Here is a 12094-nt window from a genome sequence, read left to right on the forward strand (position 1 = left end):
GGCTGCAGGGATTGAGGCCACCCCCATATTCTAATGCAGCACATCATCTAACACCTTGGAATGATAAAAGGGCTGTTGAAGCACAAGAATTATTAAAAGAATTTGGAATACACCATGATTCCGCTGCCAATGGAGTATTTTTACCGTATAAAGTAAATGAATATGTGACTACTGAAGTGTTACATATAGGTAACCATAGTACCGATTATATGAAAGAGGTAACTAAGGTACTAAAAGAAGTTAAAGAATATGGTGGTACTCAAGCAGACGCTGTTGCAGCTTTACATGACATAAGAACACGTTTATTAGATGGCAGCTTAAAATTAAATAACCCGAAATAATTTATGAATAGATTAAATATTAAAGGAGAAGGAAAATGAAAATTTGGGAATTGAAGAGTTCATCTGACAACTATGAGTCTTTCCAACTATTAAATTATAAAAAGGATAAGAAATATTTTGAAGGAAAATTCAACTCCACTACAATTTTACTAGATTCATGGGGAGAAATATTTATTGAATGTCTAGAAGAAGGACATCATAGTGATTTTCCTCATTTTTGGGGAGAAACTGGTGCACCAATGGTTAGCGAACAAGCGAAAAAATTATTAGAACCTTTAATAGGTGCTAATGTTGAGTTTCTTCCGCTTATTCATAATACAACAGGTGAAGTATATTATGTGGTTCATGTTTTAAATGTATTAGATGCAATTGATAGTGATAAAGCAATTTTTAAAAAACTAATTACAGGTTTAATAATAGGATGTGAAAAATTTGCATTTACTCCTAACGTTATTCAAAATGAAATGATTTTTAAAGTATATGTAAATAAAAGGATTCATCCTACTGCTGTTTTTGTATCTGATGAATTTAAAAATACAGTTTTAGAAAGTGACTTAAAAGGCTTTGAATTTGTAGAGGTATGGGATTCGGAATCAAATATGTAGTTAAAATGACTTTCAAAAGCTGACAGACATTTTAAAAAAGCAGAACCTTAACTCCCATCAGGTTCTGCTTTTTTTGCTACCTACTACCTCACATATACATAGGCTTCATTAGTTGTTACATAGTATGTTTTGCCTTTGCTATTGTGTACTTTATATTGTGACGATCCATTGACAGTTACTTTCGCATCAACCGTAAATCCTAACCCTGCATCCACAGATCCAGCAACATCTTTCTCTTGCCAAGATGGAGAATCATAGAATCGTAGATTACTAACTTTAGAAACAACACGCTTTCCAACAATAGAAGAATCCACTGTGCTTTTCTTACTAAACTTCACATAAGATGGATCGTTTTTAATCCATTGCTCACCGCCAAGATTTAACCAACCATCCTTTTCGTCACATCATAGTGAGTCCACAATCCTTTTTCTACAGATAATCCACGATCACGTAGGATTTTAGCAAGTAATTTTACATATTTATCATAGCTGCGTTTGAATTTCTTGTAATCAAATGTTCCGTCCTCATTACGTACAGCAAAATAGATTTCTTTTACATCATGTTTGTTTGTCATCATTCATCATCCTCCAAAATAAAAAGCACCCGAATGGATGCCTAAATTAAACTTATTCATTATCAATATCTCTTCTTTCATCTTTAACTGATTTCGGGTCTAACAAGCTTCCTATATCAGGCGGCAAAGTTAACTCTATACCAGCTACTGGTTGATTATCCTCATTAAAATAATACTTCTTCACCTTATTCAATTCTTCATTTTTCTTATTTTCACTCATATTACCCCGCCTTTTATGTATGATATTAAACACTTTACTTAATTTGTACATTGAGAAAGATAATATACTATTTTTTCAACTCACACACGACTTATACAATTTTTGCATAATGAAAGGGCAACTGTGCACCAGCTGCCCTTTCGTCAAAATTTTATGATTATAAATACGGTAAATGAAGTAGTCTTTACAAAATGGATCTCGTCACGAGAGCACTTTATTAAGTGCTCTTTTTTTCTGGAGGTTTTCTACAAAATGAAATTTTTGTGCAAAAGATACAAACTCAGACAAAAATAACGATTTTGTTACTTTTTCGTAACTACTATAGGTATATGTACATGTTACAATTTATATGATTTTACAGATTACCCCTTGCAACTCCATGTATATTCTGCCCTTGTTGCTCCTCCGATAAGGGCAGTTTTTAATAAAAAATAGAGATTTTATTTAAAGTTTACAAAACCCACATTTACAAAAATGAGTTCAAAATTCCCATTTTGTTTATATGATTTCTTAAAAAATTTAAAATTCTATAATTAGTAATGGAGGCATTAAAATGAGCAGTACCCCAGAATTATCACAACAATTAGTCTCCCAAAACCAATTTAATCCTAACAATCGACAACAAACGAAGAAAAAACTAAGACGGCGTTTGTTGTTAACTTTAGCTTTTATATTGTCTGTAACTTTGTCTGCTCAACATTCCATTTACCAACAACAAAAATTAATAAAAGCAAAACAAGCCCTAATAGGTCAAGAAAAACAAAGATTATATGCTCTAGAAAAGGTTGGAAAATCCCTTGAGAAAGATATTAAGACTTTAACAGCAAGCGAAGAAGGAATGTTAAAATTCGCAAGAAAATTATATAAATTTTCCAAACCTGGCGAGACTATATTCCCAATAAATAATTAACGTATAAATATCTGATAGTAATTTAATTTATTTAATATTTGTATCACTGATTTTAATTATTTTTGCTCCAAAAGGTATAGGAAGGAACTTTGCTATTGTTGTTTTTATACTTGTAAGTATTTTCCACCCCTTCTTTTCCATTATTGGTGCTATGTTCGGGGCTAGCTGAAACACATTTAAAAGACATAAGCCCGGTACAAAACCGGGTCCATGCCCAAGGAACTTCCAAATGAAATAACGTGTCTAACTTTTTTGGATCACTTCATTCTATCAAACTTTTCAAATCCGCTTATACTAGCGCCCTCTATTAGGACCTCTTTTTTCTAGGACCTACAATTAATTTGATTGCTGTTCTTTCTTGATTATTGATAGAAACCTCTTGAAATGCTGGAACAAGAACCAAGTCAATGCCACTTGGAGCTACAAAACCTCTTGCAATCGCAATTGCTTTAATCGCTTGATTTAAAGAACCAGCTCCAATCACTTGGATTTCTACATTGCCACTTGCTCTTAGTACACCCGCAATTGCACCTGCAACTGAATTTGGACTTGATTTTGAGGATACCTTTAATATATTTTCCATGTAAGTTGCTCCCTCTATTATTTATTAGCTTTTCGTTACAGTTTGAAAAATAGTTAACATATCTTTATTCCTACCAAAAGCAAACAGTACTGTATAATTACATTCATTCGATACTTTTTGTCTTCTTCCTGCCCAACTACATAAATAAAAAGCGAGGACTAAATTTCAAACTTAGTCCCCGCTTTATTCATTATCTCCTGGTTCACACTAATATATCTTATTGATTAAAGTTTCACTTTATTTAATTCTATATGTTTATTTCTCTTACTTCTCCACATAAACAGACTTAACAATCGTACGATTATAAGGCTGTCCTTCCTTATTCATCCCTTTTATATCAATCGTAATGTTATATACGCCTGGCTGCTTTACGTTTTTCAAAGCGCCTGTAAACGTATTAGTATTTATATTTTGCGATTCATTTGATTCAGATACTAGCTCCCCTTCTTTATTAATTACTCTTACTGTTACTAAAAGGTCACCTTTCATTTCAGGAGCTGTAGGTGATTTTTTTAGTTTATAATCTGTTTTATCTACTTTGACTTTTGCCGGCATTTGAAGGACGAACGGAGCTTCTTTTTTGTAATCAGTTACAATTAAATATGCATCTTTCGGCTGCTTCGCCATCATTTTAACTTGCCATTCTCCTACGTCCATTTTATCAAATTTAAATGTTCTTATAGTCGCTCCTTTAAAGAAAGATTCACCTTCACCAATTGCTAAAGCACTATCTTTATTTGTATAAACTTTTCCTTTTGGAGATATAAGTTGTGTTTCTACATCTGAAGAGGCAGTTAAAACTGAGACTGTTCCTTCTGCCTTTTTGTCTACCACAACAGTTTGTCCTATCCACTGATTTTGTTGTAATTCTCCTCCTAAAATATTTTGATTAGAAGTTGTGTTTAATTGTTCTACCTTTTCATCTGAACTATAACTCGGAGCTAATAAAGCTGGTACTGCTACATTTGCTGTACGTAAATATGGTTCAATTCTTGCGAAAACAGCCGAACCTTTCCGTATATTGTCATGATCAAATCTTGAATCTGTAAATAAATGTGTTCCATACGGCAACTTAGCACTCCATTCGTTCACTAATCCATCATTAGAACCGTATGATGCTAAATACAGTCCGCCCATAGATAATGCTGAAAATACAGGTCCCCAACTTGTCCCAGTAGCCGTAAAGTAGCGGTTCAACTTAACTGCAGGATTATTATCTATTGTAGATCGAAATTTTGCCATTTCACCTAGTTGTAATGAATACGTACCATCATCTTTTTGACCTAATATAGAAGCAAGCCATCCTGCCCACCAACTATATGATAAATCCGCTAAATTTGATCCATAATGCGGAGTGGCAAGTGTAATAACATTTCCAACAAATCGATTCGCTCCGTATCCAACTAAAGCAGCTTGTGTATCGATACCACCTTTACTATGAGCTACAATATTTACTTTTTTACCAAAATGATTATAAATCTCTTCAAGTTTTTGCGCTAACAATTTTCCATTGTCCCACTGACTCGCTGACCCTTTCCCTGCAGCATCATACAATTGAATAAATACAGTTTGATAGCCTGCTCTCACTGCATAATCGTACATATCATTTATATCGTGATACACTGTTTTTCCATACCAACTATCCGCATTACCATTTCTTCCTTGCACAAAGAGAATTGGTGGTTTATTCTCATCATAATTAGCTGGCTTCTGACCTAAAAACCATTCTCCAGGAGTAAATACTTCTTTATCTGGAAATCCGGTCTTAAGCTCTTTTACAACCTCCGCCTGTATATTTGTACTAATAACAATTGGACTTATAATAAAAAGTACAATAAGTAATACGATACATCTTTTCATAATCCCCATTAAAATCCCCCTTTTTTCGTCCCGAAAGAAAGCGTTATCATTTTAATGAATACCTATTGTTATAAAACCTATTTAATCAATTATTTTTGTGATACATTTGAATAAGAAATTAATAACGACATTCCTTTCTTATCCAACGTTATTCTCTAAATAATCCTTCATTCCTTTTTGCAATAAGGGTATTAAATATTTCTCAACAAAGCTTTCTCTTTACAAAAAAGCTGCGTATAAAAGGTCTCTTTAATAACCTTTTATACGCAGCTTCTTTGTTTAAAACTCGATGATGTACTCATCATCATATTTATCGTATTGTAAACCAGCTCCGATTTTCAATTCTGTAACTTGATCTCTTAAAAATGGTGCATCTTCTATATTACTAGTTGCAATTTCAATTCCATATTTTTTTGTTAAGTGTGCTAACTCTATTAAAAACCATTCTCTTCGTAATGCGACTGGAATGTCATACGTTCGTCTTTTCATGTATACTAGCGCCTCATTTATTTTCATAAATATAAAGAGTATCCCCTCTATTTTTAATACACTTTTTAAATCTATACTTCATCATAAAAGGCTAATGAAACATTATAGTATATACATGTCTGTTTTAAACGTGCTATTGCAAAATTAGTATAAAAAAGACGGCATACCCCTTATTAGTTTACATAACAAAATTATGTAACAGTAAAATGGTAAGGCTTGTCCCTCATCCTTTTACTATTACAATTGAAATTAAGAGCATTTTGGTACACCTAAAGCTAAAAATAAACCTGCTACTCCTCTGTAATTGGTACTTTTAACGTAATAACATCATCTACTTTCGTTACTAAAAAGTAAGCATTACCTTCTTGTAACACGCAATTCACTAACAATTGGAATTCCATTCAAATCCCCTTCTTTCAAACGAGATACTATAATCTATGAAAATCTTTTCGAAAGGTAATAGGAATTAAATTCACTTTTCCCTATATGTAAAATATTTATTTTTTGTTTGTTTATCTATTAAAAATAATATAAATTTTTTTATTTTATTAGAAACCCTGTTAATCCCAATGAATTCTTATATAATCAAAAGGGCAAATCTTACAAATGGAGGTATTGAAATGGCAGTTTTGAGTAATATTGGTACAGCTTTATTTTTTATTGCTTTTATTCTTTTAATCTTATGTATTATTTCATTCTTTAAGAAAAATGGTAAGGCGATAAAATATGGTCGTTTTACCGTTATTCTTTTTATGATTTCAATTGTCTTAATGGTGACCGGCACAACAAAATCTGATCACCCAGTCGTCGAATTTTTTGCTATTTTAAGTTTCGTTCTATTTATATTCTTCCTTGTTCTTGCGATATTATCTGTTATTAAGAAAACAGGTGTAGCAAAAAAACAATTTATTATTACCGCTGTGTTATTTGTCATTTTCGTTGCGCTATTAGGTATTTCAGGTCCTTCATCTGAAAAAATGACAACAAGTAATAAACAAGTCGCTTCTAATAATGAAGAGAAAAAAGATGCCGAAAGGAAAAAGGAATTAGAAAAGAAAGAGGCGGACGAAAAAACTCGTAAACAAGAAGATGAGAAACGCCAAGCTGAGGAACAAGCTCGTAAGCAAGAAGATGAGAAACGCCAAGCTGAGGAACAAGCTCGTAAGCAAGAAGAACAACGTCAAGCTGAAGAACAAGCTCATAAACAGCAAGAAGAACAACAACGTCAAGCTGAAGAACAGGCTCGTAAACAACAAGAAGAGCAGCAACGTCAAGCTGCTGAGCAAGCTCGTAAACAACAAGAAGAGCAGCAACGTCAAGCTGAAGAACAAGCTCGTAAACAACAAGAAGAACAGCAACGTCAAGCTGCTGAGCAAGCCCGTAAACAACAAGAAGAGCAACAACGTCAAGCTGCTGAGCAAGCTCGTGTACAACAGGAACAACAAAAAGCACAGCAAAGTCAAACACAACCAGTTGCTGGAAGCAATAGTAATACATATTACAAAAATTGTACTGAAGTTAAAAATGCTGGAAAAGCTCCTTTATATAAAGGTCAACCAGGATATAGCTCTAAACTTGATCGTGATGGCGATGGAGTCGCATGTGAGAGATAATAATAAAAAAGAAGCTCATTAGGAGCTTCTTTTTTATTATACTTCCTCAATTTCCACTTCTAAATCCACGGGCTTCGTCTCTGGTACAAAACGTCCCATTACTTCCCCCTCCTTTTGAATTAGAATCCTCTTAAAGTTCCAGCTCACTACTTTCATAACGAATAATGATGTAATTAACACATAATAAGTGATGTATATCACTAAATTGATTTTAAATTACTGCTATTCTACATTTAGATATTAAATTTAAACTTTATGGAGGCATTCATATGGAGCATACATTTACTGAGACTTCTATTATTGGTGATATTGTTACACAATTTCCAAAGGCTAGTGATCTTTTTAAATCATATAGAATAGATTTTTGCTGCGGTGGTAATAGACCACTTATAGATGCTATTAATGAGCGGAATTTATCAGCAACAGAGATTATCACAGAGTTAAACACTCTTTATCATAATACGAAACTATTAAACGAATCTGAAATTGATTGGAAAACTGCTTCTTATCGCGAATTGATTGATTACGTTATAAATAAGCATCATCGCTATTTAAATGAAGAGTTGCCACAGTTAAGTCCATATGTGACTAAAGTATTACGCGTTCATGGGGCAGGTCAGCCTCATTTAGCTCAAATTCATAAGCTATTTCATGAACTAAAGATTGAATTAGAACAGCATTTAATTAAAGAAGAAACAGAAGATTTCCCATTAATTTTAGAATTCGAACAAAATCCAACTGATGAAAACTATGCAAAATTACGTAAAGTAGTAGATGCGTTGGAAAATGAACATAATCATGCTGGCAAGATTATTAAAGAACTTCGTAAAGTGACAAATGACTTTACACCTCCAGAAGGAGCTTGCGGCACTTATCGACTTGTTTACCAGCGCCTTGAAGCTCTTGAATCTGATTTATTTGAGCATATTCATTTAGAAAATAACATTTTATTTCCGCGTGCAATTACGATAGCATAAATAAAGCGCAGGACATGAGTATAAATACTCATGTCCTGCTTTTTCATTGTGTAAAAAACATTCACACTTCCCCCCACTATTTCACTGAAGAGCTTGATATAATTTAATTTATCGAAGAAATATACCAGTTAGCATTAAGGAGTTGTATTTATGAATGAAGAAATGATTAAAAAACATTTACGAGAGGTCTTCCTCTTTAAAGAACTTTCAGAAGAAGAACTACAGCCTATTGTAGATATTTCAAGTTTACGAACATATAAATCTAAGTCATTTGTATTTATGCAAGGTGCGCCACTTGACCGTGTTTTCTTTATCCACTCAGGGAAAGTAAAAATTCAAAAAACTGATGCAACTGGAAAAGAGCAAATTGTGGCTGTACTTCAAGCTGGAGAAATGTTTCCACACGCTGGTTTCTTTAGGCGAGGTGTCTTTCCGGCTCATGCTGAAATAATTGAAACTGCTCAATTAATCGTTACACCAATCGCTGATTTTGAGAAGATTTTGATTCAGTACCCTGAATTATGTATAAAATTATTTAAGGTTCTAGGAGAAAAAATTGTGGACCTTCAAAACAGATTAGAAGAACAGATTCTTCATGATACGTATGAACAAATTATTATGTTATTACTGCGCTTATGTAAATCAAATGGTATACAAGTAAATGATACATACACATTAAAAACACAATTTACAAATCGCGAGCTCGCCAATATGATTGGATCCTCAAGAGAAACAGTTAGTCGTACAATAAGTCAATTAAAACGTAGAAAATTAATTGATCTCGATGAAAATGGCTGTTACATTATTGACCCTAATGCTTTAGAAGCAGAAATCCTTTAAAAAATGAAACTTTTTTTAGTGGAGGATTCTTCATTCCCAATTGATTATTCCTCCTTTCTCTCTTCTTTAATTCCCTTAAATAGCTTTTTCTCTCATAAAGTGAAACTTCAAATTAGCCTCAACCTCACCCTATCTACTTCCCCTACAATCTTTTGGTATGGCTATCTACTCTACTCACATAACCAAATATTCCTTTTGTTTCTCCCTGCACATAAATCCGAATTTTAATAATTTGTGAATCATTATAAAAATGTGATAAATATCACATCTCCCCCTTTTTTGATTTTCTATAATGGAAATATAATTATTTGTTCAACATTTCACATAAAAAGGGGAAATGAATATGAAAAAACGTTTGGTTATGATCGGAAATGGTATGGCTGGAATACGCTGTATGGAAGAAATATTAAAACATGATAGTGATTTATATGATATTACTATTTTTGGAGATGAACCGCATCCAAACTACAATCGTATTATGCTCTCTCATGTTCTTCAAGGCAAAACAAATATGCAAGACATCATTATGAATGAATATAGTTGGTACGAAGAAAATGATATAACTTTATATACAGACGAAAGAGTTCAAAGTATTGACCGGGAAGAAAAAATTATTGTAACAGAAAAAAATCGTACTCTTACATACGACAAACTCATTATCGCAACAGGCTCTAGTGCTTTTATATTACCTGTTGAGGGTTCCAAACTTCCTGGTGTGACAGGATTTCGAACAATTGAAGATACACAATTTATGATAAACAGTGCTAAAGACTATAAAAAAGCAGTTGTCATTGGCGGTGGATTACTTGGTTTAGAAGCCGCAAGAGGCCTCATTGACTTAGGGATGGATGTACATGTTGTTCATTTAATGCCGAGCTTAATGGAGCAGCAACTAGATTCCAAAGCTGCTTCCTTACTGCGTGAAGATTTAGAAGCGCAAGGCATGAAATTTCTTATGGAAAAGAAAACTGTGAAGATTCTTGGAACAGATCATGTCGAGGGCATTCAATTTGAAGATGGTGAAATTGTAAATTGTGATTTAATCGTGATGGCTGTTGGAATACGTCCGAATACCCAAATAGCAAAAGATGCTGATTTAATTGTAAATCGCGGTATTGTAGTCAATGACTATATGCAAACGAATGATGAGTCCATTTATGCAGTTGGAGAATGTGCAGAACATGACGGTATCGCATATGGACTTGTTGCTCCTCTTTATGACCAAGGTGCAGTATTAGCAAAACATATAACACATTTACAAACTGCTGGATATGCGGGCAGTATCGTTGGTACACAATTGAAAGTTGCAGGTTGTGACTTATTCTCTGCTGGCCAAATTTATGAAGATGATCAAACGAAAGCAATATCAATCTTTGATGAATGTAAACGTTCCTATAAAAAAGTATTAATTCGTGACAATAAAGTCGTTGGTATTGTTTTATATGGTGATACCGCTGATGGTACACGCCTCTTTAGCATGTTAAAGAAAGAAGAAGACATACAAGAATATACAGCAGCTTCCCTTCTTCACAAAGCTGGTGAAGAAAGTGAACTTAACGTTGCTACTATGAGTGCGGATGACACTGTATGCGGATGTAACGGTGTTACGAAAGGCACAATAGTTCATGCCATTTTAGAACAAGAATTAACTACTTTTGAAGAAGTTAAAGGATGCACGAAAGCCGCGGGGTCTTGTGGTAAATGTCGTCCACTTGTTGAACAAATTTTATCTCATACACTTGGAGATGCTTTTGATGCCTCTGCACAATCTATTGGTATGTGTGGATGTACAACGTTATCACGTGATGAAGTCGTAGCGGCCATTTATGAAAAAGGTTTAAAATCACCAAAAGAAGTACGAAATGTACTTGGTTTTGTACATGAAGACGGATGTTCAAAATGTCGTCCTGCATTAAACTACTATTTACGTATGGCAATTCCGGAAGAATATGCAGATGATAAATCATCCCGTTTCGTTAATGAAAGAATGAATGGTAACATCCAGCATGATGGTACATTTTCTGTTATTCCACGTATGTACGGAGGCGTTACAACAGCAGATGATTTAATGAAAATTGCTGAAGTTGCGAAAAAATATGACGTCCCTCTTGTGAAAATTACAGGTGCGAGCCGAATCGGCTTATACGGTGTTAAGAAACAAGATTTACCTAACGTATGGGCTGACTTAAATATGACTTCTGGATATGCGTATTCAAAATCTCTTCGTAATGTAAAATCATGTGTTGGTTCTCGCTTCTGTCGTTTCGGTACGAAAGATTCATTAGGGCTTGGTATGCTCCTTGAGCAGTCATTAGAAATGGTAGATACACCTCATAAAATGAAAATGGGTGTAACGGGTTGTCCACGTAACTGTGCTGAAGTACTTACGAAAGATTTTGGCGTTGTGTGTGTTGAAAATGGATTCCAACTTTATATCGGAGGAAATGGTGGTACGGAAGTACGTGAAGCTGATTTTGTAATGATTGTCCCTACCGAAGACGATGTCCTTCGCATCGCTACAGCTTACGTACAATATTATCGTGAAACTGGTATTTACGGGGAGCGCACTGCCTACTGGACAGAACGATTAGGTTTCGATCACATAAAAGAAATACTACAAGATACAAGTATGGTCACGATGCTAAATGAGCGTTTCCAAACAGCTCGTAACACATATAAGGAAGCATGGGGACAAGCATTAGAAACGAAGTCATTAAAAGCTATGTATGAAGTAGAAACTGTGAAATAAGGAGCCGTGATCCATATGTTACAAACGAAAGAAAAAATAAAAGTTATGCGTGCAGAAGACCTTCCAATTCAAATCGGTAAAGAGGTGCAAATGAAAGACATGTCTATCGCCCTATTCCGCCTTTCAAATGGTGATATTCGAGCTGTAGAAAATCGTTGCCCTCATAAAAATGGACCATTAGCAGAAGGAATTGTCTCCGGTGAATTCGTCTTTTGTCCACTACATGATTGGAAAATTTCATTAATAACAGGTGAAGTTCAAAAACCTGATGACGGTTGTATTCAAACGTATGATGTAGAAGTTATTGACGGAGATATTTATATATACATGTAA

12 protein-coding genes and 3 pseudogenes are annotated in these 12094 nt (G+C 34.1%); 8 read left to right on the forward strand and 7 right to left on the reverse strand.

Annotated elements, in window-relative coordinates; all coding sequences use genetic code 11:
- Positions 1-341, forward strand: a 341-nt coding sequence (locus tag BAU28_RS23625) for an AHH domain-containing protein (RefSeq protein WP_244158184.1), incomplete at its 5' end; no start/stop codon positions are given.
- Between the two features lie 35 nt (positions 342-376).
- Positions 377-946 (forward strand): imm11 family protein, encoded by a 570-nt coding sequence (locus BAU28_RS23630; RefSeq protein ID WP_071720193.1) that lies wholly within the window; start codon positions 377-379, stop codon positions 944-946.
- A gap of 83 nt (positions 947-1029) precedes the next feature.
- Here BAU28_RS23630 and BAU28_RS30070 read toward each other — a convergent pair.
- Positions 1030-1463: pseudogene (locus BAU28_RS30070) on the reverse strand (hypothetical protein); the annotation flags it as partial.
- A gap of 109 nt (positions 1464-1572) precedes the next feature.
- On the reverse strand, positions 1573-1740 hold the full coding sequence (locus tag BAU28_RS30570; protein WP_083594910.1) for a hypothetical protein: 168 nt from the start codon (positions 1738-1740) through the stop codon (positions 1573-1575).
- A 553-nt stretch (positions 1741-2293) separates the two neighbouring features.
- Here BAU28_RS30570 and BAU28_RS23645 point away from each other — a divergent pair.
- Positions 2294-2650 carry a septum formation initiator family protein gene (locus tag BAU28_RS23645; protein WP_071720197.1) on the forward strand — a complete coding sequence of 119 codons (357 nt, stop codon included), beginning with the start codon at positions 2294-2296 and terminating at the stop codon, positions 2648-2650.
- Between the two features lie 307 nt (positions 2651-2957).
- On the opposite strand, the gene BAU28_RS23650 is transcribed toward BAU28_RS23645, so the two are convergent.
- From BAU28_RS23650 to exsG, 4 genes and pseudogenes are all read right to left on the reverse strand, one after another.
- Positions 2958-3233, reverse strand: coding sequence for a stage V sporulation protein S (locus BAU28_RS23650; protein ID WP_002171638.1), 276 nt, complete (start codon positions 3231-3233; stop codon positions 2958-2960).
- Positions 3234-3497: 264 nt separating this feature from the next.
- Complete coding sequence (locus BAU28_RS23655; RefSeq protein WP_071720199.1) at positions 3498-5102, reverse strand: lipase family alpha/beta hydrolase; 1605 nt, start codon at positions 5100-5102, stop codon at positions 3498-3500.
- 270 nt (positions 5103-5372) lie between these two features.
- Positions 5373-5582, reverse strand: a complete 210-nt coding sequence (locus BAU28_RS23660) for a hypothetical protein (RefSeq protein WP_048372863.1) — start codon at positions 5580-5582, stop codon at positions 5373-5375.
- Positions 5583-5831: 249 nt separating this feature from the next.
- Positions 5832-5983: pseudogene (exsG, locus tag BAU28_RS23665) on the reverse strand (exosporium protein ExsG).
- A 219-nt stretch (positions 5984-6202) separates the two neighbouring features.
- On the opposite strand from exsG, the gene BAU28_RS23670 reads away from it, so the two are divergent.
- A complete protein-coding gene (locus tag BAU28_RS23670; RefSeq protein ID WP_071720201.1) occupies positions 6203-7195 on the forward strand; it encodes an excalibur calcium-binding domain-containing protein in 993 nt (330 codons plus the stop codon).
- 36 nt (positions 7196-7231) lie between these two features.
- On the opposite strand, the pseudogene BAU28_RS31125 reads toward BAU28_RS23670, so the two are convergent.
- Positions 7232-7360: pseudogene (locus BAU28_RS31125) on the reverse strand (glutathione peroxidase); the annotation flags it as partial.
- A 104-nt stretch (positions 7361-7464) separates the two neighbouring features.
- Here BAU28_RS31125 and ric point away from each other — a divergent pair.
- From ric to nirD, 4 genes are all read left to right on the forward strand, one after another.
- Positions 7465-8172: an iron-sulfur cluster repair di-iron protein gene (ric, locus tag BAU28_RS23675; RefSeq protein WP_071720203.1), complete on the forward strand. Its 708-nt coding sequence runs from the start codon at positions 7465-7467 to the stop codon at positions 8170-8172.
- A 150-nt stretch (positions 8173-8322) separates the two neighbouring features.
- Positions 8323-9012 carry a Crp/Fnr family transcriptional regulator gene (locus BAU28_RS23680; protein WP_071720205.1) on the forward strand — a complete coding sequence of 230 codons (690 nt, stop codon included), beginning with the start codon at positions 8323-8325 and terminating at the stop codon, positions 9010-9012.
- Positions 9013-9355: 343 nt separating this feature from the next.
- Positions 9356-11761 carry an NADPH-nitrite reductase large subunit gene (gene nirB / locus BAU28_RS23685; RefSeq protein WP_071720207.1) on the forward strand — a complete coding sequence of 802 codons (2406 nt, stop codon included), beginning with the start codon at positions 9356-9358 and terminating at the stop codon, positions 11759-11761.
- A gap of 15 nt (positions 11762-11776) precedes the next feature.
- Positions 11777-12094, forward strand: a complete 318-nt coding sequence (gene nirD / locus BAU28_RS23690; RefSeq protein ID WP_071720209.1) for a nitrite reductase small subunit NirD — start codon at positions 11777-11779, stop codon at positions 12092-12094.

The sequence above is a fragment of the Bacillus paramycoides genome (assembly GCF_001884235.1).
GTDB classification, from domain to species: domain Bacteria; phylum Bacillota; class Bacilli; order Bacillales; family Bacillaceae_G; genus Bacillus_A; species Bacillus_A paramycoides.